The following is a 26,436-nucleotide window of genomic DNA, read 5'->3' on the forward strand; positions in this document are numbered from 1 at the left end:
GTCGTGGACACCTCGCACGTCGAAGCCGACCTCGACCTGACCCAGACGCTCTTCACCGAGGAGCAGATCAAGGCCCGGCTGGCCGAGATGGCCCGCCAGATCGAGGCCGACTACGAGGGCCGCGACGTACTGCTCGTCGGCGTCCTCAAGGGCGCGGTCATGGTGATGGCCGACCTCTCCCGCGAGCTGAACCGCCACGTCGAGATCGACTGGATGGCCGTGTCGTCCTACGCCGGCACCAAGTCCTCCGGCGTCGTCCGCATCCTCAAGGACCTCGACACCGACCTCGACGGCCGTCACGTGCTGATCGTCGAGGACATCATCGACACCGGCCTGACCCTGTCCTGGCTGGTCGCCAACCTGAAGTCGCGCGGCCCGGCCTCGGTCGAGATCGCCACGCTGCTGCGCAAGCCCGAGGCCCTCGAGATGCCCGTCGACGTCAAGTACGTCGGCTTCGACATCCCGAACGCCTTCGTGATCGGCTACGGACTCGACTACGACGAGAAGTACCGCAATTTGCGCAGCATCGGCACACTGGCCAAGCACATGTACTCCTGAGTACGCGGCTGTGAGCATCGAACGGAACACCACCTGCATGAACGACGAGGCGGCATGAGCATCAAGAGCGTGTTCAAGGGACCGTGGCTGTGGATCATCCTGATCGCGGGCGTGGTCATCGGCGTGCTGTCGTTCTCCGGCTCGGCCGACGGGTACCGCGAGGTCAAGACCGCCACGATGGTGGGCTACTTCAACGACGCCAAGATCAAGGACGTCACCTTCGTCGACGGCGACCAGGAGGTCCGCGCGACCCTCAAGGGCGACGACGAGAAGAAGGTCAAGGCCACGTGGCTCGGCCAGGACCAGGGGTCCCAGCTCGTCACCCAGGCGCAGAAGCTGGTCGACGACGACCAGATGAACGCCTACAACGTCAAGATCCCGCCGAAGAACACGTTCCTCTCGGTGCTGCTGAGCTTCCTGCCGTTCGTCATCTTCATCCTGATCTTCCTGTGGCTGATGAACTCGATGCAGGGCGGCGGCGGCCGAGTCATGCAGTTCGCCAAGTCCAAGGCGAAGCTGATGACCAAGGACACGCCGCAGACCACCTTCGCCGACGTCGCCGGCTGTGACGAGGCGATCGAGGAGCTCGGCGAGATCAAGGAGTTCCTGCAGGAGCCCGCGAAGTTCCAGGCCGTCGGCGCGAAGATCCCCAAGGGCGTGCTGCTCTACGGGCCGCCCGGCACCGGCAAGACCCTGCTTGCCCGCGCCGTCGCCGGCGAGGCGGGCGTGCCGTTCTACTCGATCTCCGGCTCGGACTTCGTCGAGATGTTCGTCGGTGTCGGCGCCAGCCGCGTTCGCGACCTGTTCGAGCAGGCGAAGGACAACGCCCCCGCGATCGTCTTCATCGACGAGATCGACGCCGTCGGCCGTCACCGCGGCACCGGCATGGGCGGCGGCCACGACGAGCGCGAGCAGACCCTCAACCAGCTGCTCGTCGAGATGGACGGCTTCGACGTGCGCGGCGGGGTCATCCTGATCGCCGCGACGAACCGTCCTGACGTGCTCGACCCCGCGCTGCTGCGTCCGGGTCGCTTCGACCGCCAGATCGCGGTGGAGGCCCCCGATCTGGCGGGCCGCACCCAGATCCTCAAGGTGCACGCCCGGGGCAAGCCCATCGCGCCCGGTGTCGACCTCGAGGCCGTCGCGCGCCGCACCCCCGGCTTCAGCGGCGCCGACCTGGCCAACGTCCTGAACGAGGCTGCGCTGCTCACCGCGCGCGGTGCCGCCACGACGATCGACAACGAGGCGCTGGACGAGGCGATCGACCGCGTCATCTCCGGCCCGCAGAAGCGCTCGCGCCTCATGAACGAGCACGAGCGCCTCGTCACCGCCTACCACGAGGGCGGCCACGCCCTGGTGGCCGCGGCGCTGCCGCAGAGCGACCCCGTGCACAAGATCACGATCCTGCCGCGCGGCCGTGCCCTCGGCTACACGATGGTGCTGCCCGACGAGGACAAGTACAGCCAGACGCGCGCCGAGCTGCTCGACAAGCTGGCCTACATGCTCGGTGGCCGCGCCGCCGAGGAGCTGGTCTTCCACGACCCCACCACGGGTGCCGGCAACGACATCGAGAAGGCCACCAGCCTGGCCCGCGCGATGGTCACGCAGTACGGCATGAGCGAGCGCATCGGTGCGGTGCGGTTCGGCGAGGACAACGGCCAGCCGTTCCTGGGCCGCGACATCGGCCACTCGCGGAACTACTCCGAGGACATCGCCGCGACGATCGACGACGAGATCTCCTCGCTCATCGCGCAGGCCCACCAGGAGGCGTTCGACATCCTCGTGGACAACCGCGAGGTGCTCGACAGCCTCGTGCGCGAGCTGATGGAGAAGGAGACCCTCGACAAGGCCGAGGTCGCCCGCATCTTCGAGGCCCTGAACCGGCGCGAGATCCGTCCCGCGTGGACCGGCTCGGACACGCGCCTCCCGTCGTCGCAGCCGCCCATCGTCGTGCCGCATCGCAACGGCTCCAGCCGTGACGATCGCGAGGACGGTATCGTCGTCGGACCGGACACCGGCCCCGACGCACCTCCTGTCGACGAGCCCCAGCCGGGCGAGTCACCCACCATCTGAGGAGCGCCGTGTCCGTCGACCTACCCCGTGCCGAGGCGGCCGTCCGCGAACTGCTCGCAGCCATCGGTGAGGACCCCGAGCGCGACGGACTCGAGGACACCCCCGCGCGCGTCGCCCGTTCCTACACCGAGCTGCTGCGCGGGTACGACCAGGACGCCAAGGAGGTGCTCTCCGCCGTCTTCGAGGTGGGGCACCGCGAGCTGGTCCTGGTGCGCGACATCGAGCTGTGGAGCATGTGCGAGCACCACATGGTGCCGTTCTTCGGCGTCGCCCACGTGGGCTACATCCCGGGTGAGCACGGCCATGTCACCGGCCTGTCCAAGCTCGCCCGCCTCGTCGACGTCTACGCCCGGCGGCTGCAGGTGCAGGAGCGCCTCACCACGCAGATCGCCGAGTCGATCGTGGAGGTCCTGGAGCCCGAGGGCGTCATCGTCGTCATCGAGGCCGAGCACCTGTGCATGACGATGCGCGGCGTCGCCAAGGCCGGCGCCCGCACCATCACCAGCGCCGTGCGCGGCCAGCTGCTCGACCCAGCCACCCGCGCCGAGGCGATGAACCTCATCAGCAGGTGAGGCAGGAGCGCGCATGACGACCCCACCGATCCCCGGACTCCCCGAGGACCGGTGCGTCGTGATGGGGGTCGTCAACGTCACGCCCGACTCCTTCTCCGACGGAGGTCGCTGGTTCGACCCCGGTGCGGCCGCCGAGCACGGACTCGACCTGGTGCGGCGCGGTGCCGACCTCGTCGACGTCGGCGGCGAGTCCACCCGTCCGGGTGCGCTACCTGTCGACCGCGAGGAGGAGCTGCGCCGCGTCGTCCCGGTGGTGCGCCGGCTGGCCGACGCGGGCGTCGTCGTCTCCGTCGACACGATGTGGTCCGAGACGGCCGAGCAGTCGATCGAGGCGGGCGCGGCGATCGTCAACGACGTGTCGGGCGGCCGTGCCGACCCGCAGATGGTGCCGCTCGTCGCCCGTGCCGGCGTCCCGTTCGTCGTGATGCACTGGCGCGCGCACTCGGACCGGATGCAGCAGCACACCGACTACGACGACGTCGTCGAGGACGTGGTCTCCGAGCTCCGCAGCCAGTACGCGGCCGTGTGCGAGGCGGGCGTCGACCCGGAGCGGGTCATCCTCGATCCCGGCCTGGGCTTCAGCAAGACCGGCGACCAGAACTGGACCCTGCTCGCGCACCTCGAGCGCTTCACCGACCTCGGCCGACCGCTGCTCGTCGCCGCCAGCCGCAAGGGCTTCCTCGGCGCCCTGCTGGCCGACTCCGTGGGCCCGCGCCCGGTCGACGGCCGCGAGGACGCGACCGCGGCCATCAGCACCCTCTCGGCGATGGCGGGGGCGTGGGGCGTGCGCGTCCACGACCCCCGGCCCAGCGCCGACGCCGTGCGCGTCGCGGCCCGCCTGCGCTCGGAGGCCGCCCGTGGCTGACGTCCTGGCCGCCCACCGCGCGTTCTACGACGCGATCGAGACCGGCGACGTCGACCTCATGGCGTCGCTGTGGGTCGACGACGTCGCCACCACCTGCGTGCACCCGGGCGCTCCGCCGCTGAACGGGACGGGTCCGATCCTGCGGTCGTGGACCGTGCTGATGGCCGGCGTCGGCTACATCCAGTTCTTCCTGACCGACGTCGAGGTCACCCTGCTGCCCGCCACCGACCCGACCACGGCGATCGTCGTGTGCACCGAGAACATCCTGTCCGACGCAGGGTCGGTGGAGTCGTTCAACGGCGGTCGCGCGGTCGCCACGAGCATCTTGGTCCGCGATGCGGGACAATGGCGATTCTTCGCGAGGCACGCCTCGTCCCTGATCGAACCGGAGGATGCGTGAGCCACAACCTGGGGGACCGGATCGAGCTCCGAGGGCTCTCCGCGGTGGGCCACCATGGCGTTTTCGACCACGAGCGCAGGGATGGTCAGACGTTCGTCGTCGACCTCGTGCTGTCGGTCGACCTCGAGCCTGCCGCCGTCTCGGGCGATCTGACGCAGACCGTGCACTACGGCGAACTCGCGGAGGAGGTCCACGCGATCATCACGGGGGACCCCGTGGATCTCATCGAGACGTTGGCCCTCCGTATAGTGAACGTGTGTCTGGGCCATGAGCCCGTCCGCTGGGTCAGCGTGACGGTGCACAAGCCCGAGGCGCCGATCGAGGTGGCGTTCACCGATGTCACCGTGACGATGGAGCGGAGCAAGCTGTGACCGAAGCACCCACGCCCTACGAGCTCGACGCCGACACGATGACCGGGGGAATGCGACCCATCCGCCAGGCCGTCCTGTCGATCGGCTCGAATCTCGGCGATCGTGCCGGCCGCCTGCAGGGCGCCGTCTCCGCGCTGGAGGACACACCCGAGGTCACGGTCGTCGCGATCTCCTCGGTCTACGAGACCGAGCCGGTCGGCACCCCCGAGGGCTCGGGGTCCTTCCTCAACGCGGTCGTCCTCATCGACACCACGCTGACGGTGCACACGCTGCTCGACCGCGCCCTCGCGATCGAGGACGCCTTCGAGCGCGAGCGCAGCGAGCCGGGTGCCCCCCGCACGCTCGACGTCGACATCATCGTGGTCGGCGACCGCGTCGCCAACGACGACTCGCTCACCCTGCCGCACCCGCGCGCCCACGAGCGGGGCTTCGTGCTCGTGCCGTGGCTCGAGATCGATCCCGAGGGCGAGATTCCCGGCCACGGCTTCGTGGCCGACCTCGTGTCGGGCGTCGACACCTCGGGCGTCACCAAGCGCGAGGACGTCGAGATCATTCTGTGATCGTCCGATGAGGAAGGCCCGGCGCAGCTCGCCCCTCTACGTCGCGGTGCTCATCGCGTCGGGTCTCGTCGCCGGTCGCCTGTTGCCGCCCCTCACGGTGCGGCTCGACGGCACCTCCCCGCCGGTTCCCGGCTGGGCCGCCGCGATCGTGCTGCTGTGCGGCGCCATCGCCGTCGGGGCCCTCGCGTGGGGCACCTGGCAGAACCTGCACCGGCGCCAGCGCCGCTTCACCGCCGACCACGCGATCCGCCTGCTGGCGCTGGCCAAGGCCGCCGTGCTCGTCGGGGGCGTCTTCACCGGCGGCTACGCGGGCTACGCGCTGGCCTACCTTGGCTCGTCCACCGAGCTGGGTGAGCTGAGGTTCTGGCGCGCCGGCGCCGCCGCCGCCGCGGCCCTGCTTCTGCTGATCGCCGCGCTCGTCCTCGAGTGGACCTGCCGGCTCCCGTCGGACGACGACGAGGAGACCACCTCCGAGGCCGGCCCCGCCCCCGCCTGAAGTCTGTCCACAGACCCGCCGCCCACTCTGGTGGGCGTCGCTGAGGTCTGCCATGGTGGAGGTCAGGGACGGGAAGGGGATTTCGGCATGACTGGGCCGCAGCTCTGGACCGTGCTGGTGATCATGGCCGCGGCCACGATCACGCAGTTCGTCATCATCGGCTGGTACCTCCCTCGGGTGCTCCATCAGGATTTTGCCGGAGTGAGAGCGAGCCTCGAGGCGTTGAGCGACGAGCTCAACCGCGAGCACGCCCGGCCCGAGTGACCTAGCGGCCGCGCTGCCACCAGCGTCGCTGCGGCACGGACTGCTGCCACGAGGCGTTCCGCCAGGTCAGCAGCAGCCGCTCGTGCGCGCCCTTGGGCGCGCGCCCGGCCCGGATCTCGAAGGTCGTGCCCTCGCGCTCGAGGGAGGTCGTGAGGTCCGTAGGGGCGTCGTCGCCCTGCTGCCACGCCTGCCAGCGCAGCTCGACCGCGTCGAGGTCTCCCTCGCCGCTCACCCGGACGACGGCCGAGCGCCCCGCGAAGTCCACGGCGACATCCCGCAGGTCCACGCGCTCTGCAGTGCGAGCCTGTGCGTCGCGCGCCACCTGCGCCCAGTCGGCGAGGAACGACTCGTGGCCGTGCGCGATGGCTCCCGCCCGCGCTCGCGGGCGCATCGACTCGAGCCGCTCACGGTCGGCGAGGAGGTCCAGCGTCGCGTGCGCCAGGCGGGCCGCGTCACCCGCGGGCACGAGCACGCCGTCCACGCCCGACTCGATCTGCTCGGCGGGGCCGTAGGGCACGTCGAACGCCAGCACCGGGCACTCGCGCATCCGCGCCTCGAGGATGAAGAGCCCGTAGCCCTCGAAGCGGCTCGTCAGCCACGCGAGGTCGGCCTCCCAGAGCCGATCGGCGGCGTCGGGCACGTGCCCGTGGAAGACCACCCGGTCGGCCACGTCGCGTTGCGCGGCGCGGGCCCGCAGCTTCTCCTCCTCGTCGCCGTCCCCGTAGATCTCCAGCGTCGCCGTGGGGTGCCGGGGCGCCACGAGGGCGAAGGCGTCGATCGCCCGGTCCAGCTGCTTCTGCGGGTGCAACCGGGCGATCACGACGATGCGTCCGGGCACGCGCGCCGGTGCGGGCGAGGGCGGCTCGACGGCCTCCACGGGGTTCGCGACCACGTGGAACTGCGGCAGGTCGCCGAAGCGGAGCCGCAGGTCGTGCCGCTGGCGCTCGGTGAGGGTGTTCAGGGCGTCGAACCGGTCCACGTGCTCCAGCGACGACGCGTAGGACGGCTCGAGGGGCGAGTCCCAGCGCCGGTCGCCGCGCAGGTGCGGGTTGTGCATCTGGTGCATGAGCACGAAGCGCGGGTCGTGCAGCAGGCCGAGCTCCTCGGCGACGAACCGGCTGTCGCTCACGAGGAACACCGTGCTGTCGGCCGGCGCCAGCTGTCGGGTCCACCAGCGCCACAGGTCGCCGAGTCCGTCGCCGGCCAGCACGACGCGGCCGTCGTGGTCGAGCACGCGGGTCTCGCCCTCCATGACGTCCGGCGGCGTGAACGCGTAGGTCGTGCCGTCGGGCCGCAGGTACTCCCACGTGGTCTCGGTGCCCGCGGCGTCGAGGTGGCGGCGTCGCCAGGCATAGCCGCCCTCGACGTCGTCCTCGGTGCTCGCACCGGGCAGGATCGAGGTGGCCTCGACAGCGGGCAGTGCGCTGAGGTCGCGCTCGCGGAGGTCCTCGTGCAGGTTGAGGAGCCTGCTCTCGGGCAGCAGCAGGCCGTCAGCCAGCAGGCCCGTACGGATCGGCGCGTACGACGGCACCGGGTTGTAGGTCAGGATCGGGAAGTCGAGCCCGGCCGCGACGAAGAGCCGGTGGCGCAGCAGCACCATGCGGGTCTGGCCGCCGGCGCCGAGGCGGACGTTGCCCACGACCGAGAACCAGGCTCCGTCGGGGAAGCTCGTGGCAGGCTCGCCCGGTGCAGCAGCGGAAGGCGACACGCGGCGAGCGTATAGCATCGAGGCCGTCCGGGATGTTCGGTGAAGGCGTAGGTGACATGGGCAGGCTGCGGTCGCTCTCGCGGCGGGTGCTGGACCTCGCGACAGGTCCGGCGAAGCCCCTCGACGTGTTCGTCAAGGAGTTCCCTCCGCTCGTCCGCCGACTCCCGAAGGACCTCGACGGCAGCGTCGAGGCCGACCTCCGCGCCGGACTGCCCGAGCTGCTGGAGGGCGTGGACCGCGCCGCCCTCGTGCGTCGCATCCCTTCGTGGGCGAAGGTCGCGCTGCACCACCTCGAGCACGGTGACGCCGATGCGCTCCACGCCGCGCTCAACCGGGGCCTGCTCGACGTGCGCCTGCACGCCGGCGGCCTGCACGAGGGCGAGCCGGTGGCCCATCTCCCCGGCTGGGACGACCCCGCGATCCCCCGCGAGGCGTTCGTGCTGGCCGACTCCGAGACCCGCTTCGCCGGCGAGGTCGTCCGCTCCCGCGTCGTGGGCGACCGCTTCGAGGCCGTGTTCCGCGCCGGCTTCGCCCACGTCGACGCGCCGGGCGCCGTTCCCGAGCTGACCGTCGTGACCCCCGGCGTGCGGGTCGAGTGGACCGGCGAGACCTCGGGTCACCGCGGCGGTCCCGCCATGTGGCGCGAGACCTACGACCGCAGCACGTGGGCGCTCGACGTGCCCCTGTCGCGGCTCGGCCCGGAGCAGGCGCTCGAGGTGGAGGTGGAGGTCCGGCTCGCGGGCCGTACCGCCTCCGGCCGGATCGGACTGATCGCGCACCCCGAGCCGGTCGGTCCGGTCGTCGACACGATCTCGCTCGAGCGCGGCACGATCGTGGTGAGCGGTCGCGGACTCGACGCCGCGCCCACCCTCGAGTCCGCCGGGCTCACCCTCCCCGCCACCGAGTTCACCCGCCTGGGCTCGAGCTTCCGCGCCGTCTTCCCGGCCAGCGCCGACCGGTGGGGGCGCGGTGCCCTGCCGCTGCCGCTGGGCGACTACGCCGTCGTGTCCGACGGGATGCCGCTGCCCCTCGCGGCCGAGCTCGTGGACTGGCCCACCGACCTCGCCGACGGTCCGCTCGTCGGCCACACCACCGACCTCGGACTGCGCCTGATCAAGCCGCGGCAGCCCGACGAGAACACCATGTACGGCCAGCGGTATCTGCGTGAGGCGTACGAGGCGCTCGAGGTCGAGGTGGACGCGCGCGCCGCGATGTTCCAGTGCTACTGGGCCGAGGTCGCCACCGACAGCCAGGCCGCCATCCATCGCGAGTTCCACCGCCGCGACCCGCGGATGCGGCTCTACTGGGGCACCGTCGACCACTCCGTGCCGCTGCCCGAGGGCGCGAAGCGCGTCGTCGCGGGCACGCGTGAGTGGTACTCCACGCTGGCGTCCGCCAAGTACCTCGTGAAGAACACCGAGGTCGGCGCGTACACCAGACTGCGCCCGGGCCAGGTGTACCTCCAGACGTTCCACGGCCAGCCGTTCAAGCGGATGGGCCGGCCGGACTTCGTGCGCCGGATGGCACCGTGGCGGGCGCAGTTCGAGGCCACCGACCGGCGCTCGGCGTACTGGCACGTGATCTGCCTGCCGTACCCCGAGGCGGCCGAGTTCTACCGCGAGGCCTACGACTGGGAGGGCCCGGCGTTCGACCACGGCCTGCCGCGCACCGACTCGCTGCTCGCCGAGGACGCCGCGGAGGTGCGTCGCGCGACGCGCCACCTGCTGGGCATCCGCGACGACCAGGTGGCCGTCCTGCACGCCACCACGTGGCGCGAGGACCTCTCGCGCGGCGACAACACGTCGGCCGACCCGAACCTGCTCGACGTGAAGGCGCTCGCCGAGGAGCTCGGCGACGACGTGGTCGTGCTCCAGCGCAGTCACCACTCCGTGGCGCGGTCCGACCAACGGCACGGCACCGGGGGAGGGGTCGTCGACGTCACCGACCACCCCGAGATCAACGACCTCGTGCTCGCGTCCGACCTCGCGATCCTGGACTACTCGTCACTGCGGTTCGACTACGCGATCACCGGCAAGCCGATGGTGTTCTTCGTGCCGGACCTCGAGAAGTACGAGCAGGAGCTGCGCGGCTTCCTGTTCCCGTTCGAGGAGTCCGCACCCGGTCCCGTGGTGCGCGACTCGGGTGAGCTGCCGGCGCTGGTGCGCGACACGTCGTGGGTGGCCGAGCACGCCGCCGCGTACGTCGCCTTCAACGAGCGGTTCAACCGGTTCCACGACGGGCGCGCCGCCGAGCGGGTCGTCGACGGGCTGCTCGGGTGGGACGCGTGAGGTTGTTCCGGCGCGCGGCTCCCGAGCCGCTGCTGAGTGTCATCGTGCCCGTGTACAACGTCGAGGAGTACCTGGCGGAGTGCCTGGAGTCGTTGCTGTTCACGCCGTTGAATCAGGAGATCATCCTCGTCGACGACGGATCGACGGATCGGAGCGCGAAGATCGCTCGCCGGTTCGCACGGCACCATCGTGAGGTGGGGGTCGTCACGCGCCCTAACGGAGGCCTGAGCGCGGCTCGGATGACCGGCTTGGAGCATGCAAGCGCGCCGTACGTGACGTTCGTTGACTCGGACGACGTGATGAGCCCCACCGCCATCTGGGCGGCCATGTGGTCCTTGGAGGAGACGGGCTCCGACTACGCGCTGATGCCCTATCAGCAGTTCCGCGACATCGAGGATCCCAGTCCGGTACCGCCGTGGATCGCCGAAATCTACGGGGACGAGGTGCGTACGGTCGTCGCGCACGAGCACCCGGAGACCTTGGCGCAGGCGACGGCCTGGTCGAAGATCTACCGTCGCTCCTTCTGGGACCGCGCCGGCCTCGCCTTCCGTGAGGGTGTCCTCTACGAGGATCAGGAGGTCACCGCGCGGGCCTTCGCCGCGGCGGACCGCATCGACCTCGTGCCCGACCTGGCCTATTTGTGGCGCGTCCGTCCGGGCTCCATCACGCGAGAGGCGACGGAGCGTTCGATCGGCGCCTTCTTCGATGCGATCGCGCTGAGCCTCGACGCGCTCGACGGCGTGTCCGGCGCTCGCGCCGCACGCGCCTCGCAGGTGCTGTCGAACGACGTGCCGCGCTACCTCCGCACGCTCGCCAAGGTCGCCGACGAGGGGTACCGCGAGCGACTCTTCCGCGGAGCGTTGGATCTCCTCGGCGAATCGGGGCTCGACCTGTCACAGGCGCCGGCCGAGGCGCGCGTGGTCTACGCGCTCCTGCAGGCCGGACGAGCGGCGGACGTGCAGGTGTTCGTCGAGCGGGGCGGGTTCGACCTCCCTTCGCTGAGGTCGGACGACGTCGATGGTCGGCCAGCCTTGGCTTTTCCGTTCACGGGCGACCCCGACGTGCCCGCCGAGGCGCGCGTCCTGTCCGAGCGTCAGACGCCCTTGGACGCGACCGTCCTGCGCGCGCGGCTCGACGAGTCGGGCCTGCGACTGACGATCGCGGCCTGGCTGCGGCACGTGGACGCCGTGCCAACCTGCCGGGCGTGGCTGCGCGACATCACTGGCTGGGAGCGCGAGTTCGCCGTGACTCCGTCGGACGAGTTCATCGGTCACCGGGTACGCACGACACGGCGCAGCAACGAGGACAGCGTCTGGAACCTCGAGCTCGCGCTGCCCGACCTCGACGACGTCGACTCCTCGGAACTGGTCGTGGAGTTGACCCATCACGGGCGCACCCGGCGCGAGGTGGTCACGCGGATCGACCCGCTGGGATCGGCGGCGATCCGCGAGGAGGCCGCCGGGCTCACCCTCACGGGTGAGGAGCCGTGGGCGCTCGACCGCGACGACGTCGTCCTGTGGAAGGGCGACCTCGCGGATCCGGCCGACGTGGAGATCCCGACCGAGATCGGGGAGCACGAGGTGCCCGGGCGGCTGGTCGACCAAGCGCTGGCGCTCCAGCTGCCGTGGGACTTCGAGCTGGAGGACCGACAGGGCTACCTCGCGCTGGCCGGGCCGCGCCGACTGAAGGTGGTCGTGCAGCCGAAGGTGCCGCGCGAGCAGCTCACGTTCTGGTGGCAGCGTGACCACGCGGGCGAGGAAGAACCTCCCAACTGATGCTTGTTTTGTTGGGCCCAATGCAGTAGACTCAGAACATCAGTTCGAGCCGTCGGGGGACGCATGCATCGGGTGTTCAGTCAGATCGAGTCGGGGCCGCGGGCCCTCGACGCGGCGCTGGGCTGCGACCTGAGCGAGCTCACTGCTGAGGAGCTGGTCCGGCTGAATCGCCTGGCGCAGGACCTGGTCCGGAAGGCCACCGCGCTGGGTCTGGCCGCGATGGCGGAGGCTTCGCGCGCCGAGGCGCACCGCACGGCTGGCGAGCTGTCGATGACGGCGCTCGTCGCGAAGGAGGCCGGCGTCTCCCGGCGCGAGGCGGCGCAGCAGGTCCGGCTCGCCCAGCAGCTCGACGCCGCGCCCGTCCTGCGGGAGTCGCTCGGTCGCGCTGGCATGTCCACCGACAAGGCGCGCATCGTGTCCGATGCCCTCGGCGACCTGCCTCTCGACCTCACGGCCGACGAGCGTCGCGCGATCGAGTGCGACCTCACCGCGGCCGCGCCCGACCTCCCGCTGGAGCAGCTTCGGCGTAAGGCGCGCCGCGCGGTGGAGGTCGTCGACGTCGACCGCGCCGACGCCATCGAGAACCGCCAGGTCGAGCGCGACGAGCGCCACCAGGCCACGCAGGCCTCCTTCTGGATGTCGCGCCCCGACCCCGAGACCGGCATGGTGAAGGGCGGCTTCGAGGTCGACGCGGTCACGGGGGACGTCCTGCGCTCGCTCATGGACTCGGCCACGGCGCCCCGCAAGCAGGACGGCGTCCCGGATCGTCCCCGTGCGCAGGGTGAGGCGTTCGTCCAGCTCGTCCGACACCTGCCCAAGGACGCCTTCGGCAACCACGGAGGCATCCCGGCCACCCTCGTCGTCACCGTCGACGAGTCCACGCTGCGCGGCACCACTGACCGCGCCGGGGTCACCGAGCACGGCACCACGCTCTCGGCCGGGCAGCTGCGCCGGCTCGCCTGCGACGCCGGGATCCTGCCGGCCGTCATGGGCGGCGCGTCGACCGCGCTCGATCTGGGTCGCGAGGAGCGCCTCCACTCGGTGCCCCAGCGACGAGCCCTCGCGCTCCGCGACCTCCGCTGCGCGTTCCCGGGCTGCGACCGGCCGCCCGGCTGGTGCGAGAGCCACCACATCGTTCCGTGGTCGCGGGGCGGGCCCACCACGGTCGACGACGGAGTGCTGCTCTGCGCACGCCACCACCACGAGGTCCACGACCGCGGATGGCAGGTCCGGCTCCACGCCACCGACCACATCGTCGAGTTCCGGCGACGTCCCAGCGAGCCCTGGCGACGCAACGATCACTACCGCCCCCTGACGCTCACCGGGTGACGAGCGGGACCCGCACGGATCGGTAGGTTGAGCGGATGGATCTCGTGCGCAGGATCGTGCAGCGACTGCGCGGCCACGGCGATGCGCCGTCGCCGCCCGTCCTCGCCAAGCGGGTGCGCACCGCGTTCCGGCTCGACGACCAGCAGTGGCGAGCCCTCGTGGACGAGGCGGCGGCAGGAGCCAGGGCGTGGACCCATGCCGACTGGCTCGACCTGCCCGTGCGCGACCGAGTGGCCCTGTACGCCGCCTCCGGAGCCGACCGCCCCACGGTCGAGCGCCTGGCCGAGTCACGCACCGTCCACGGCCCTTCGTTCCTCGTCGATCGCGACACCCTGCGGATCGACCTCGGAGACCCGGTCGCGGTGCCCGAGTGGCTCCTCGCGGCGCAGGAGCACGACCTCGTCACGCGGCTGACCGTCGAGGTCGCCGGCTCCGAACCCGTGCACGTGGCCGGGACGTCGTTCATCTCCGGGCTGGCCTTCGACCCCGAGGCGGACTCCGTCCGCGTCGAGGCCGCCACGAGCCGTGGCGCCCTCGAGACGGCCGTGACGATGCGACCCGATCCCGTCGCCGACGCCGAGTCGGGGGAGCGCTGGGCCGACCAGACCGGCGCGTCCTGGTGGGCCACGATCGAAGCTGACCGTAGCGAGCCGATCACCCTGACGGTCACCATCGAGTCGGCCGGGGTGACGCGCACCGCCGAGGCCGTCGTGCCCGCGCTGACCGGGGCGGTGCCCGTGGCCGTCAGTGCCACCGGGTCGGGCGTGCTGCTCGACGCCGGCGACCACACGCTGCGGGTGGCCGCGACGTCCGAGGGCTGGGGCGCCGGGCCGTCACCGCTCGCGCTCGAGGCCCGGATCGACCGGTTCGGCGTCGCCGCCACGATCCCGGCGGGGCGCTTCGCCGTCACCGCCGACGAGGCCCTCGACCTCGCCGACCCGTCGGTGCTCGAGCTGCCCCTGGCCGAGCGCGCGATCGACCTCGTCGACCTGCTCGTCACGCCGCGGGGATGGTCGCCGGGCGAGGCCGCCGTGTCGCTCGTGGTCCGCAACCCGATCCCGGTGCACGACCGCGGACGCCGCCGCCAGCGACTCCTGCTCGACGAGGTGCGCGAGCAGGCGGGTCCGCTGCGCGAGCGAGCCGTCGCGATGTGCTTCGGCGGCGCGGGCGCCGGCGACAGCGTCGCCCCCGTGGCGCGCGAGCTCGTCCACCGGGGGATCCCGGTCGACTGGGTCGTCGCCGACCACTCCGTGACCGTGCCCGACGGCACCCGGCCCGTGCTGCTGCACTCGCGCGAGTGGCACGAGGCGTTCACGCACGCGCGGTACCTGGTCAACAACGCCGAGTTCCCGCACTACGTGCGCTTCCGCGACGGCCAGCGCTACCTGCAGACCTGGCACGGCACCCCGCTCAAGCGCATCGGCCGCGACATCGCCTCACCCCGGCTCTCGGCCGGCTACACCGCCGCGATGGCCCGCGAGGCCGCCGTCTGGGAGGCGCTGCTGGCGCAGAACCCGTTCGCGGCCGAGACGCTGCCGCGCGCGCTGGGCTTCGCCGGCCGGGTCCTGGGCGAGGGCTACCCGCGCAACGACGCACTCGCCGGTGACTCGGGCCGGGCGCTGAGGAACGCCACCCGTATGGCACTCGGGCTCGGCGACGAGCGCGTGGTGCTTTACGCGCCCACGTGGCGCGATGCCGCCCGCACCGAGCAGGGCCGCCGGGCGTTCGTCTCCCACCTCGACGCGGCCGCCGTGCACGAGCAGACCGGTGCCACCGTCCTGCTGCGCAGCCACAGCAACGCCGCGGCGGGTCGCGGCCGGATCAGCGGCCCCGGTGTCCTTGACGTGACGGCGCACCCCGACATCACCGCGCTCCTGGCGGCCGCCGACGTGCTCGTGACCGACTACTCCTCGGTGATGTTCGACTTTGCTGTCACCGAGCGCCCGCAGGTGCTCCTGGTGCCCGATGTCGACCAGTACCGCGACGACCGCGGCTTCTACTTCGACCTGCAGCAGGCGCCGCCCGGCCCCATCGTGACCTCCACGGAGGAGGTCGTCGAGGCGCTCGCCGGCGCCGGTGGGACGTCGGAGCAGGCGCGCGCGTTCCGCGAGCGGTTCGCCCCGCTGGACGACGGCGAAGTCACGGCCCGCGTGGTGGACGCGTGGCTCGGCCCTCAGGCGCCGAGCAGCCCCAGCAGGTAGCTGCCGTAGCCGCTCTTGACCAGTGGCTGGGCCAGCTCGGCCAGCTGGTCGTCGGTCAGCCAGCCCTGGCGCCAGGCGATCTCCTCGGGGCACGAGACCTTGAGGCCCTGCCGCTTCTCGATCGTGCGCACGAACGCTCCCGCGTCGGCCAGGTCGTCGAAGGTGCCGGTGTCGAGCCAGGCGGTGCCGCGCGGGAGGACCTCGACCTGGAGGGTGCCCTCCTCGAGGTAGGTGCGGTTCAGGTCGGTGATCTCCAGCTCGCCCCGGTGCGAGGGCTTCAGGTCGCGGGCCCGCTCGACCACCGAGTTGTCGTAGAAGTACAGGCCGGGGACCGCGAAGTTGCTCCGCGGGTGCTCCGGCTTCTCCTCCATCGAGATCGCCCGGCCGCTCTCGTCGAACTCGACGACGCCGTAGGCACGCGGGTTCGCCACCTGGTAGCCGAAGACCGCGGCGCCCACGGTGTGGTCGAAGCGGTGCAGGCTCGTGCCCAGCCCGGCCCCGTAGAAGATGTTGTCGCCCAGGACGAGCGCGGCGCCCTCGTCGCCCACGTGGTCGGCGCCGATGATGAACGCCTGCGCGAGCCCGTCGGGGGAGGGCTGCTGCGCGTAGGTCAGGTTCACGCCGAACCGCGACCCGTCGCCGAGCAGGCGCTCGAAGGCCTCCGCGTCGTGCGGCGTCGTGATGATGAGGATGTCGCGGATCCCCGTCGCCATCAGCGTCGACAGCGGGTAGTAGATCATCGGCTTGTCGTAGACGGGGACGAGCTGCTTGCTGACGCCGAGGGTGATCGGGTGCAGTCGCGAGCCGGTTCCCCCGGCCAGGATGATGCCGCGCATGGTTCGTACCCTAGGTGATCGCCGCGAGGGACGGCATCCGTCGGCCGGTACGCTCGTGCGCATGCGTCGATTGCTGGTCACCGGCGGTGCCGGGTTCATCGGGTCCAACTTCGTCCGTCAGGTCATCGACCGGACGGACGATCACGTGACCGTCCTGGACAAGCTCACCTACGCGGGCAGCCGTGAGTCACTGGCGGGGCTGCCCGAGGACCGGGTGTCGCTCGTCGTGGGCGACGTCGCCGACTCCGAGCTGGTCGACTCGCTCGTGGGGCAGCACGACGCGGTCGTGCACTTCGCCGCCGAGTCGCACAACGACAACTCGCTGGTCGGGCCGCGCCCGTTCCTGGACACCAACATCATCGGCACCTTCGCCCTGCTGGAGGCGGCCCGCAAGCACGACGTGCGGTACCACCACATCTCCACCGACGAGGTCTACGGCGACCTGGAGCTCGACGATCCCGAGCGGTTCACCGAGTCGACGCCGTACAACCCGTCGAGCCCCTACTCCTCGACGAAGGCCGGCTCCGACCTGCTGGTGCGGGCCTGGGTGCGCTCCTTCGGCGTCCGCGCGACGATCTCCAACTGCTCGAACAACTACGGGCCGTGGCAGCACATCGAGAAGTTCATCCCGCGCCAGATCACCGGGCTGATCGACGGCGTCCGTCCGCGCCTGTACGGCGAGGGGCTGAACGTGCGCGACTGGATCCACGTCGACGACCACAACTCGGCCGTGCTCACGATTCTGGAGTCGGGCGCGATGGGCGAGACCTACCTCATCGGCGCCGACGGCGAGAAGTCCAACCGTGAGGTCGTCGAGGCGCTGCTGCAGCTCTTCGGCCGCGAGCCCGACGACTTCGACCACGTGGCCGACCGCGCGGGACACGACCTGCGCTACGCGATCGACTCCACCAAGCTGCGCACCGAGCTGGGCTGGACGCCGCAGTTCTCGGACTTCGCGTCGGGCCTCGAGGACACGGTGCGCTGGTACCGCGAGAACGAGCAGTGGTGGCGCCCCGCGAAGGCTGCCACCGAGGCCAAGTACGCAGCGACGGGTCAGTGAGGGAGCCGATGAAGATCGAGACCACTCCCGTCCCGGGCCTGCTCGTCGTCCACCTGGACGTCCACGGTGACAACCGCGGCTGGTTCAAGGAGAACTGGCAGCGCGAGAAGATGGTCGCCGCCGGGCTGCCCGACTTCGGGCCCGTCCAGCAGAACATCTCGTTCAACGGCGTCGCCGGCACGATCCGCGGCATCCACGCCGAGCCGTGGGACAAGTACGTCTCGGTCGCGTCGGGTCGCGCCTTCGGCGCCTGGGTCGACCTGCGCGAGGGCGAGTCGTTCGGCTCGACGTTCTGGGTCGAGCTGAACCCGCAGACCGCGGTGTTCGTGCCGCGCGGGGTCGCGAACTCCTTCCAGGTCCTCGAGGACGGCACCGCCTACAGCTACCTCGTCAACGACCACTGGCGCCCCGACGCGGTCTACGCCAACGTCAACCTGCTCGACCCCGAGGTGGCCGTGCCGTGGCCGCTGCCCGTGGCCGAGATGTCCGAGAAGGACCGCAACCACCCGCTGCTGGCCGAGGTCACGCCGCTCGCGCCGCGCCGCACCGTGGTCATCGGGGCCGGCGGCCAGCTGGGCAAGGCGTTGCAGCAGCTCCTCCCGGACGCCGAGTACCACGACTTCCCCGAGGTCGACCTCTCCAAGCCCCAGACTCTCGACTCGATCGAATGGAACGGCGTCGGCACGCTCATCAACGCCGCGGCCTACACGAACGTCGACGGCGCCGAGACCCCCGAGGGCCGCACGCTGTGCTGGGCGATCAACGTCACCGGCGTGGCCGCGATGGCCCGGATCGCGATCGCCCACGGCCTGACCTTCGTCAACGTCTCGAGCGACTACGTGTTCGACGGCACGAAGGAGGAGCACGAGGTCGACGAGCCCGTCTCGCCGCTGGGCGTCTACGGCCAGACGAAGGCGGCCACCGAGGCCGTGACGTCGGTCGTGCCGAAGGGCTACCTGGTCCGCACCAGCTGGGTCGTGGGGGAGGGCGCGAACTTCGTCGACACGATGCGCCGCCTCGCCCGCGACGGCGTCTCGCCGTCGGTCGTCGACGACCAGTTCGGCCGGCTCACACCGGCGTCGGTGCTGGCCGAGGGGATCCTCGACCTGCTCCGCTCCGAGGCGCCGTACGGCATCCACCACGTCACCGGCCGCGGTCCCGTCGAGTCGTGGGCCGACATCGCCCGTCGCGTCTTCGCCGAGGAGGGGCGCGACCCCGCCGACGTCACCGGCGTCTCCACCGAGGAGTACATGGCCGGCCGTCTCTCCGCCCCGCGCCCGCGCCACTCGGCGTTGCGGCTGAGCTGAGGCCGCCCGGTTAGGGTGGCCGCGTGGCGCGCTCCCTCACCCCGCTCGACCCCGCCGAGTTCACCGCGATCTGTGCGCGGATCGACACGGGCACGGCCGACCGGGCCGACCTGAAGGCCGCCACGAAGCACCTGCTGGCGCTGCTGCAGCGTCGGGCGCCGGGGCACAGCGTCGAGGTCCGCATCCCGCCGTTCGCCGCGATCCAGTGCATCGAGGGCGCCAGCCACACGCGGGGCACGCCGCCGGCCGTGGTCGAGACCGACCCCGAGACCTGGATCGCGCTCGCGCGTGGCCGACTCGCCTGGGCCGATGCGCGGGTCCGCGCGAGCGGGGAGCGCTCCGACCTCACGCCACTGCTGCCGCTGGTGCAGGACGACGCTCGCTAGGGTCTTCCCCATGCGCGTGCGACTCCTGCTCCTGTCGGCCCTCGTCCTCCCGATCCTCGCTGCCTGCGGCGGAGGGGACGACGACTCCGCCTCCTCGTCCGGCGAGTGCACGTACGCGCAGGAGGGCGCGGCCGCGAAGGACGCCGAGCTGCCGCCGTCGGACCTGCTCGCGCCCGAGACGCTCACGATGAAGACGAACCGGGGCGACTTCGCGCTCACCCTCGACGCCGAGGCCGCACCATGCACCGTGAACTCGTTCGCGTCGCTGGCCGAGCAGGGCTACTTCGACGGCACGAAGTGCCACCGCCTCGTCCCCGGCTTCGTGCTGCAGTGCGGCGACCCGTCGGCCACCGGCAGCGGCGGGCCCGGCTACAGCTTCGAGGACGAGCTCAGCGGCGACGAGACGTACCCGGCCGGCACGCTCGCGATGGCCAACAGCGGCCCGGACACCAACGGCTCGCAGTTCTTCATCGTGCTCGACGACGCCGAGCTGCCGGCGGCCTACACGGTGTTCGGCACGGTCGACGAGGCCGGGCTCGAGGCCGCCCGGGCCATCGCCGAGGAGGGCAACGGCCCGGACGGAGTCGCCCCCAAGAGCGATGTCGTGATCGCGTCGGTCTCCTGACTCAGACCTGGCGTGCCGCGTCGGTCCAGTAGGGCTTGCGCAGGTCGCGCTTGAGGATCTTGCCCGAGGGGTTGCGCGGCAGCAGTTCGACGATGTCGATGCTCCGCGGCACCTTGTAGTGGGCGAGGTTCTCACGCGCCCACGCGATGATCTCGGCCTCGGTCGCCTCGGCCCCGGGACGCAGCGCCACGACGCCCTTCACGGACTCGCCCCACGTCGCGTCGGGCACGCCGATGATCGCAACCTCGAGCAGGTCGGGGTGCTCGGACAGGACCCGCTCGACCTCGGGGGAGTACACGTTCTCGCCGCCGGTGATGATCATGTCCTTGATGCGGTCCTCGACGTAGACGTAGCCGTCGGCGTCGATCCGGCCGATGTCGCCGGTGCGGACCCAGCCGTCCTCGGCGTACAGCTCGGCCGTCGCCTCGGGACGTCCGTGGTAGCCGGCGGTCGCCTGCTCGGTGCGGAACCACAGCTCGCCGGCCTCGCCGGTCGCCACGTCCTGCAGGGTGGCGGGGTCGACCACGCGGGCCTCGACGCCCGGGATCGGCTTGCCGGCCGAGAGCAGCCGCTCGGGATGCTCCAGGTCGCGGTGCTCGTCGTCGTGCAGCATCGTGACGACGCCGCAGAACTCGGTCAGGCCGTAGACCTGGTAGAACGCCGTGTCGGGCCAGTGCTCCTGCGCGCCGCGCAGGATCGTCAGCGGCATCGGCGCGGCGCCGTAGGAGAAGCCGCGCAGCCCGCTGAACAGCTTCATCGCGTCGGGCCCGGCCTGCAGCAGCATCGCCACCACCGCCGGCACGAGGAAGGCGTGCGTGACGCCCGACATCATCGCGCCGGCCAGCGCGCCGGGCTCGACGTCGCGGATGATGTGGCCCGGCACCCGGTTCTTGAGGCCGAACATCGCGTAGGACGTGCCGCCGACGTGGAACATCGGCATCGCGACCAGCATCTTGGCGCCCTCGCCGTACGCGATGCCGGTGTCGGCGTTCTCGGTGTGCGCCACCAGGTTGCGCTGGGTCAGCATCACGCCCTTGGGACGGCCCGTGGTGCCCGAGCTGTACATCAGGACGACGGTGTCGTCGACGGACGAGTCGTCCGCCTGCTCGAGGGGCTCGCCGGCGGCCTGCCACGCCTCGAACTCATCGGCGTCGCCGCCCATGACGACGATCTTCTCCACGGTGGTGAGCCGGTCACGGATGACGTCGACCTGGTCCAGCAGCTCGTGACCGACGAAGAGCACCTTCGCGCCGGCGTCGTTGATCGTGTAGTCCAGCTCGTCGCCGGCCAGGCGCCAGTTCACGATGGCCGTGGAGGCGCCGATCAGGCTGGCGCCGAGCACGAGCTGCAGGATCGCCGGGTTGTTCTTGTCCACGACGGCGACGTGGTCGCCGCGACCGATGCCCTCCGCCGAGAGCGCGCCGGCGGTCCGCCGGATCGAGTCCCAGACCTGCGCCCAGGTCCACTCGCGGCCCTCGTAGATCCAACCCGCCTGGTCGGGCGCGGCCTGCGCGGCGGCTCGGGCGTGATCGGCGATGAACGTCGCATCGGACATGGGTCTCCCTCTGAGGCCTTGGCTGTGATGTGCCTCACACCGTAGTGCTCCGAGTGCCTCGACGGAAGACTTCCAGTCAACCTTGACTGTTAGTGCGCGCGTCCGCTCCGGGCGGTACTGGTCGGGGAAGGCGGGAACGGCCGGTAGACTGCCGGTGTGCCCCGCGGAGATGGTCTCCTGACCCACGAGCTCGATCCCAGTGACGCCGGACCCCAGGACGCCTGTGGCGTGTTCGGCGTCTGGGCCCCCGGCGAGGAAGTCGCCAAGCTCACCTACTTCGGCCTCTACGCCCTGCAGCACCGCGGGCAGGAGTCGGCCGGCATCGCCGTGAGCAACGGCCGCCAGATCCTCGTCTACAAGGACATGGGCCTGGTGTCCCAGGTCTTCGACGAGGCCACCCTCGAGTCGCTCCAGGGCCAGATCGCCATCGGCCACGCGCGCTACTCCACCACGGGCGCCAGCGTGTGGCAGAACGCCCAGCCCACGTTCCGGCCCACGGCTCAGGGCTCGGTCGCGCTCGGGCACAACGGCAACCTGACCAACACGCACGAGCTCGTGCAGCTGCTCCGCGAGCGGACGGAGGGCGACGCCAAGTCGGTGTCGGCCGAGACCGCCACCACCGACACGTCGGTGATGGCCTCGCTGCTGGCGTCCTACCGCGACCGCTCGGTCGAGGACGCGGCGCTGGAGGTCCTGCCCCAGCTGCGCGGCGCGTTCTCCCTCGTGTTCATGGACGAGACCACGCTCTACGGCGCGCGTGACCCCCAGGGCATCCGCCCGCTCGTGCTCGGCCGCCTCGAGCGCGGCTGGGTCATCGCGAGCGAGACCGCCGCGCTCGACATCGTCGGTGCCTCCTACATCCGCGAGATCGAGCCGGGGGAGTTCGTCGCGATCGACGAGAACGGCCTGCGCAGCAGCCGGTTCGCCGACGCCGCGCCGAAGGGCTGCATCTTCGAGTACGTCTACCTCGCGCGTCCCGACACCACGATCAACGACCAGCGCGTCTTCAGCGTGCGCGAGCGCATCGGTCGCCGCCTGGCCAACACCGCGCCCGTCGAGGCCGACCTCGTCATCCCGGTGCCCGAGTCCGGCACGCCCGCCGCGATCGGCTACGCCGAGGAGAGCGGGATCCCCTTCGGTCACGGCCTGGTCAAGAACTCCTACGTGGGCCGCACGTTCATCCAGCCCTCGCAGACGATCCGCCAGCTCGGCATCCGGCTCAAGCTGAATCCGCTGCGCGACGTCATCGCGGGCAAGCGCCTCGTGGTGGTCGACGACTCGATCGTGCGCGGCAACACCCAGCGCGCCCTCGTCCGGATGCTCCGCGAGTTCGGCGCCGCCGAGGTGCACGTCCGGATCTCCAGCCCGCCGGTGAAGTGGCCGTGCTTCTACGGCATCGACTTCGCCTCGCGTGCCGAGCTGGTCGCCAACGGCCTCACGGTCGACGAGATCTGTCGCTCGATCGGCGCCGACAGCCTGTCGTACGTCTCGCTCGACGACCTCATCGCCGCCACGAACGTCCCGGCCGACAACCTCTGCCGGGCCTGCTTCGACGGGGTCTACCCGATCGAGCTGCCCGACGACGACCTCATCGGCAAGCACCTTCTGGAGCTGCCGGCCAACGGGACCGAGCCCTTGAAGGTGATCCAGTGACCTCGTACGCCTCCGCCGGAGTCTCCATCGAGGAGGGCGACCGCGCGGTCGAGCTCATGAAGCAGTGGGTCGCCAAGGCCACCCGTCCCGAAGTCGTGGGCGGCATCGGCGGCTTCGCCGGCCTGTTCGACGCCTCGGCCCTGAAGAGCTACACGCGCCCGCTGCTGGCCACGAGTGCCGACGGCGTCGGCACGAAGGTCGCCATCGCTCAGGCGATGGACCGCCACGACACCATCGGCTTCGACCTGGTCGGCATGCTCGTGGACGACCTCGTCGTGTGCGGCGCCGAGCCGCTGTTCCTCACCGACTACATCGCCACCGGCAAGGTCGTGCCCGAGCGGATCGCCGACATCGTCAAGGGCATCGCCGCGGCGTGCGCCGAGACCGGCACCGCGCTGCTGGGCGGCGAGACCGCCGAGCACCCCGGACTCCTGGCCCCCGACGAGTACGACGTCGCCGGATCCACCACGGGCGTCGTCGAGGCCGACCGTCTCCTCGGCGCCGAGCTCGTGCGCGAGGGCGACGTGGTGGTGGCGATGGCCTCCTCCGGTCTGCACTCCAACGGATACTCGCTCGTGCGCCACGTCTTCTTCGACATCGCCGGCTGGAAGCTCGACCGCGACGTGCCGGAGTTCGGCCGCACGCTGGGCGAGGAGCTGCTGACCCCCACCCGCCTCTACACGAAGCCGTGCCTGGCCCTGGCCGACGCCGTCGAGGTGCACGCCATGTCGCACATCACCGGCGGCGGGCTCGCGGCGAACCTCGAGCGGGTCCTGCCCGACTCGGTCTCGGTCCGGCTCGACCGGTCCTCGTGGACCCCGGCCCCCGTCTTCGGCCTCGTGGGCGAGCTCGGCAAGGTCGCGCAGGCCGACCTCGACCTGGCCCTGAACATGGGCGTCGGCATGGTCGCGATCGTCCCGGCCGACGCGGCCGACGCGGCGGTCGCCCTCCTCGGCCAGCACGGCGTCGACGCGTGGATCGCGGGCGAGGTCGCGGCGGCCGGAACCCACGGCGCGGGCGGTTCGGTCACCCTCAGCTGAGAATATTCGTTGCAACGACGGTCAGGCGGCTCGCCTGACCGGGGGTCGTTCATGCGTTCCGAGGTCCTTTGGGTACTCTTGGGGGCACGACATACTGAACCACTGAGTGCGAGGGGGTCGAGCCCATGGGCCGCGGCCGTGCCAAAGCGAAGCAGACCAAGGTCGCTCGCGATCTCAAGTACCGGACATTGGACACGGACTTCAATGATCTGGAGCGAGAGCTTCATGGAGAGTCGGGCGACCCGATTCCCGACCAGTACGTTGATCTCGCCAAGAAACTGGGAGACCCTGCCGCCAGTTGAGCGGTAGGGCGAACTTCTCCCTGGTGTCGGCTCTCTCCAGCGCCTGCATCGGACATCGAGCTCACGACCCGTGGGGCACCTCTGTGCCCCACGGGTGCTCGGCGTTCCCGCCCTCAGCGTGAGAGTTTGCTCGGCCACCAGAAGCGGCGGCCGCACAGCGCGACGAGGGCCGGCGTCGCCACACCGCGCACCAGCACGGTGTCGAGCAGCACGCCGAACCCCACCACGACGCCCAGCTGGGCCAGCAGCACGAGCGGCAGCACGCCCAGCACGGTGAAGACGGCGGCCAGCAGCACGCCCGCGCTGGTGATCACGCCGCCCGTCACGGCCAGCGCCTTGACGATCGATCCGGTCGCGTCGCCGGTGAGGGCCATCTCCTCGCGCGCCCGCGCGGTGAGGAAGATGTTGTAGTCCACGCCCAGCGCGACCAGGAAGATGAAGGCCAGCAGCGGCGTGCTGACGTCCATCGCCGACCAGCCCAGGACGTTGTCGAACAGCAGCCAGCCCACGCCGAGCGCCGACAGGTACGACAGCACCGTGGTGGCGCACAGGATCGCCGCGGCCACGACGGAGCGCAGCAGGACCAGCAGCATGATCAGCACGATGGCCAGCACGATGGGGATGACCGTGGCGCGGTCGTCCGCGGCGGTCTGTGCCTCGTCCAGCGCCTGGGCGTCCGGGCCGCCGACGAGGGCGTCGGGATCGACGTCCTGGACCGCGGTGCGCAGGTCCTCGATGGCGGTGAGGGCCTCGTCGCTCTCGGGTGCGACCGACAGCACGACCTGGACCTCGGCCACGTCGTCGGAGGCGCCGGCCGGTCGGGCGCTCTCGACGCCGGAGACCTCGCTCGCGGCGGCCGTGACGGCCTCGACCTGATCGGGAGAGGTCGCCACGACGGTGGGCGCGGAGATGCCGGCGGGGAAGCCGGCCCGCAGCGTCTCCTGCGCCTGGATCGACTCGGGTGTGTCGAGGAACTGCTCGCTCTGGCCGAGGCCGGTGGTGAGGGTGAGGGCACCGGCGGCCATGGCCGTCAGGACGCCCAGGGAGGCGATGGCTACGGGCCAGGGGCGCGACGTGACGGTGCTGCCGACGCGGAACCACCAGCCGCGCTCGGACGGGTCCTCGTCGCCGTTGCGCGGAACGAACGGCCAGAACAGCCAGCGGCCCGGCAGGACCATCGCCGAGGGCAGCACGAGCAGGGCGAACGCCACCGCGATGACGATGCCGATCGCGCCGGCCAGGCCGATGCCGCTGACGAACGGCGAGTCGGCGATCAGGAGGGACAGCAGGGCCAGGACCACGGTGCCGGAGCTGGACAGGATCGCGGGGGCGGCCCCGCCCACGGCGGTCTGCATCGCCTCGTGGCGCGAGTCGTGGCGGCGCAGCTCCTCGCGGTAGCGCGCGATCAGCAGCAGCGCGTAGTTCGTGCCCGCGCCGAAGACGAGGACCGAGGTGATGCCGGTGATCGAGCCGTCGATCTCGAGGCCGAAGGCCCCGGAGATGCCCTCGGGCGTGCGGGCGGCGACGCGGTCGCCAATGCCGATGACGGTCAGCGGGACGAGCCACAGCCACGGGCTGCGGTAGGTGATGATCAGCAGCACCGCCACGACGGCGGCGGTGACGGCGAGGAGGCGCACGTCGGCGCCGTCGAACACCGCTCCGAGGTCGGCCTGGACCGCTGGGGCGCCGGTGACCTCGGCCTTCACGCCGTCGGGCAGGTCGGCGCGGGCGACCTCACGGATCTGCTCGACCAGCTCGGCGTTGTCGTCATTGCTCAGCCCGGTCTTCACCGGGATCGCGACGATCGCGGCCGCACCGTTCTCGGACGGCACGGGTGGGCTCGCCTCGAGGTCCAGCTCCGCGCCGATCGCCTGCGAGCGCTCGCCGAGCGCCGTGAGGTCCTCGGGGGAGAGACCGCCCTCGCGGGAGAACACGACGATCGCCGGTGCCTCGTCGGCCTGGGGCAGCTCGTCGAGCAGCGCCTCGGCGCGCGCGGACTCCGCCGACTCGGGCAGGTTGGAGCCTGCCTCGTTGCCGGAGGTGGGCTCCGGGGCGAACGCCATGATCAGTCCGGAGACGATCAGCCCCAGCAGCACCACGACGATGGATCGGCGCGGCCCCACGAGGCGCGCGAGCGGAAAGGACCGATGGTCGACTGGAGGCACGCTAGAAGGCTAGGCGATCTAACTAAATCGGAGGTACATCGGGATGC

At 71.3% G+C, this 26,436-nt stretch carries 24 protein-coding genes; 20 read left to right on the forward strand and 4 right to left on the reverse strand.

Annotated elements, in window-relative coordinates; genetic code table 11:
* Positions 1-3: 3 nt before the first annotated feature.
* The 9 genes from hpt to H1W00_RS04980 all read left to right on the forward strand — a co-directional run bounded on the left by hpt (position 4) and on the right by H1W00_RS04980 (position 6,159).
* Positions 4-558 (forward strand): hypoxanthine phosphoribosyltransferase, encoded by a 555-nt coding sequence (gene hpt / locus H1W00_RS04940; protein ID WP_286930255.1) that lies wholly within the window; start codon positions 4-6, stop codon positions 556-558.
* Between the two features lie 54 nt (positions 559-612).
* Positions 613-2,631, forward strand: coding sequence for an ATP-dependent zinc metalloprotease FtsH (ftsH, locus tag H1W00_RS04945; RefSeq protein ID WP_181754193.1), 2,019 nt, complete (start codon positions 613-615; stop codon positions 2,629-2,631).
* 8 nt (positions 2,632-2,639) lie between these two features.
* On the forward strand, positions 2,640-3,203 hold the full coding sequence (gene folE, locus H1W00_RS04950) for a GTP cyclohydrolase I FolE (RefSeq protein WP_181754195.1): 564 nt from the start codon (positions 2,640-2,642) through the stop codon (positions 3,201-3,203).
* A gap of 13 nt (positions 3,204-3,216) precedes the next feature.
* Complete coding sequence (gene folP / locus H1W00_RS04955) at positions 3,217-4,068, forward strand: dihydropteroate synthase (RefSeq protein WP_241732820.1); 852 nt, start codon at positions 3,217-3,219, stop codon at positions 4,066-4,068.
* Positions 4,061-4,468, forward strand: a complete 408-nt coding sequence (locus H1W00_RS04960) for a nuclear transport factor 2 family protein (protein WP_181754196.1) — start codon at positions 4,061-4,063, stop codon at positions 4,466-4,468. The genes folP and H1W00_RS04960 overlap by 8 nt, the downstream gene beginning before the upstream one ends.
* A complete protein-coding gene (gene folB, locus H1W00_RS04965) occupies positions 4,465-4,839 on the forward strand; it encodes a dihydroneopterin aldolase (RefSeq protein WP_338072826.1) in 375 nt (124 codons plus the stop codon). Before H1W00_RS04960 ends, folB begins: the two co-directional genes overlap by 4 nt.
* A complete protein-coding gene (gene folK, locus H1W00_RS04970) occupies positions 4,836-5,399 on the forward strand; it encodes a 2-amino-4-hydroxy-6-hydroxymethyldihydropteridine diphosphokinase (protein WP_181754200.1) in 564 nt (187 codons plus the stop codon). The genes folB and folK overlap by 4 nt, the downstream gene beginning before the upstream one ends.
* A gap of 7 nt (positions 5,400-5,406) precedes the next feature.
* Positions 5,407-5,895, forward strand: a complete 489-nt coding sequence (locus H1W00_RS04975) for a DUF3180 family protein (RefSeq protein WP_181754202.1) — start codon at positions 5,407-5,409, stop codon at positions 5,893-5,895.
* Positions 5,896-5,982: 87 nt separating this feature from the next.
* Positions 5,983-6,159, forward strand: coding sequence for a hypothetical protein (locus H1W00_RS04980; protein ID WP_181754204.1), 177 nt, complete (start codon positions 5,983-5,985; stop codon positions 6,157-6,159).
* Between the two features lies 1 nt (position 6,160).
* On the opposite strand, the gene H1W00_RS16995 is transcribed toward H1W00_RS04980, so the two are convergent.
* Positions 6,161-7,867, reverse strand: coding sequence for a glycosyltransferase (locus H1W00_RS16995; RefSeq protein ID WP_181754206.1), 1,707 nt, complete (start codon positions 7,865-7,867; stop codon positions 6,161-6,163).
* Between the two features lie 56 nt (positions 7,868-7,923).
* Here H1W00_RS16995 and H1W00_RS04990 point away from each other — a divergent pair, with 56 nt between their 5' ends.
* From H1W00_RS04990 to H1W00_RS05005, 4 genes are all read left to right on the forward strand, one after another.
* Positions 7,924-10,155, forward strand: a complete 2,232-nt coding sequence (locus tag H1W00_RS04990; RefSeq protein ID WP_181754207.1) for a CDP-glycerol glycerophosphotransferase family protein — start codon at positions 7,924-7,926, stop codon at positions 10,153-10,155.
* Entirely contained in the window at positions 10,152-11,930 is a 1,779-nt protein-coding gene (locus tag H1W00_RS04995; protein WP_181754209.1) for a glycosyltransferase, read from the forward strand. Before H1W00_RS04990 ends, H1W00_RS04995 begins: the two co-directional genes overlap by 4 nt.
* A 72-nt stretch (positions 11,931-12,002) precedes the next feature.
* On the forward strand, positions 12,003-13,259 hold the full coding sequence (locus H1W00_RS05000) for a DUF222 domain-containing protein (protein ID WP_181754210.1): 1,257 nt from the start codon (positions 12,003-12,005) through the stop codon (positions 13,257-13,259).
* 35 nt (positions 13,260-13,294) lie between these two features.
* The gene (locus H1W00_RS05005) at positions 13,295-15,460 is read left to right on the forward strand and encodes a CDP-glycerol glycerophosphotransferase family protein (protein ID WP_181754212.1); all 2,166 of its coding nucleotides are present in this window, start codon (positions 13,295-13,297) and stop codon (positions 15,458-15,460) included.
* Here H1W00_RS05005 and rfbA read toward each other — a convergent pair.
* Positions 15,433-16,296 (reverse strand): glucose-1-phosphate thymidylyltransferase RfbA, encoded by an 864-nt coding sequence (rfbA, locus tag H1W00_RS05010; RefSeq protein ID WP_181754214.1) that lies wholly within the window; start codon positions 16,294-16,296, stop codon positions 15,433-15,435. The genes H1W00_RS05005 and rfbA overlap by 28 nt on opposite strands.
* A gap of 61 nt (positions 16,297-16,357) precedes the next feature.
* Here rfbA and rfbB point away from each other — a divergent pair, with 61 nt between their 5' ends.
* The 4 genes from rfbB to H1W00_RS05030 are packed head-to-tail and all read left to right on the forward strand — an operon-like array spanning position 16,358 to position 19,674.
* Positions 16,358-17,356, forward strand: a complete 999-nt coding sequence (gene rfbB, locus H1W00_RS05015) for a dTDP-glucose 4,6-dehydratase (RefSeq protein WP_181754216.1) — start codon at positions 16,358-16,360, stop codon at positions 17,354-17,356.
* Between the two features lie 8 nt (positions 17,357-17,364).
* A complete protein-coding gene (locus H1W00_RS05020; RefSeq protein ID WP_181754218.1) occupies positions 17,365-18,663 on the forward strand; it encodes a sugar nucleotide-binding protein in 1,299 nt (432 codons plus the stop codon).
* Positions 18,664-18,686: 23 nt separating this feature from the next.
* Entirely contained in the window at positions 18,687-19,049 is a 363-nt protein-coding gene (locus tag H1W00_RS05025; RefSeq protein WP_181754220.1) for a sterol carrier family protein, read from the forward strand.
* Between the two features lie 10 nt (positions 19,050-19,059).
* On the forward strand, positions 19,060-19,674 hold the full coding sequence (locus tag H1W00_RS05030; RefSeq protein WP_206679970.1) for a peptidylprolyl isomerase: 615 nt from the start codon (positions 19,060-19,062) through the stop codon (positions 19,672-19,674).
* Position 19,675: 1 nt separating this feature from the next.
* Here the strand turns inward: H1W00_RS05030 and H1W00_RS05035 are convergent, their stop codons facing one another.
* A complete protein-coding gene (locus H1W00_RS05035; RefSeq protein WP_181754223.1) occupies positions 19,676-21,229 on the reverse strand; it encodes a long-chain-fatty-acid--CoA ligase in 1,554 nt (517 codons plus the stop codon).
* Positions 21,230-21,385: 156 nt separating this feature from the next.
* Between H1W00_RS05035 and purF the strand changes: the two genes are divergently transcribed.
* The 3 genes from purF to H1W00_RS05050 all read left to right on the forward strand — a co-directional run bounded on the left by purF (position 21,386) and on the right by H1W00_RS05050 (position 24,224).
* On the forward strand, positions 21,386-22,882 hold the full coding sequence (gene purF, locus H1W00_RS05040) for an amidophosphoribosyltransferase (protein ID WP_181754225.1): 1,497 nt from the start codon (positions 21,386-21,388) through the stop codon (positions 22,880-22,882).
* The gene (purM, locus tag H1W00_RS05045; protein ID WP_181754227.1) at positions 22,879-23,922 is read left to right on the forward strand and encodes a phosphoribosylformylglycinamidine cyclo-ligase; all 1,044 of its coding nucleotides are present in this window, start codon (positions 22,879-22,881) and stop codon (positions 23,920-23,922) included. The genes purF and purM overlap by 4 nt, the downstream gene beginning before the upstream one ends.
* Before the next feature lie 125 nt (positions 23,923-24,047).
* A complete protein-coding gene (locus tag H1W00_RS05050) occupies positions 24,048-24,224 on the forward strand; it encodes a DUF3073 domain-containing protein (RefSeq protein WP_078699958.1) in 177 nt (58 codons plus the stop codon).
* A gap of 113 nt (positions 24,225-24,337) precedes the next feature.
* Here the strand turns inward: H1W00_RS05050 and H1W00_RS05055 are convergent, their stop codons facing one another.
* Complete coding sequence (locus H1W00_RS05055; RefSeq protein WP_206679971.1) at positions 24,338-26,389, reverse strand: MMPL family transporter; 2,052 nt, start codon at positions 26,387-26,389, stop codon at positions 24,338-24,340.
* Between the last annotated feature and the right edge of the window lie 47 nt (positions 26,390-26,436).

Origin of the sequence: Aeromicrobium phoceense (assembly GCF_013868155.1) — a bacterium.
Taxonomy (GTDB): domain Bacteria; phylum Actinomycetota; class Actinomycetes; order Propionibacteriales; family Nocardioidaceae; genus Aeromicrobium; species Aeromicrobium phoceense.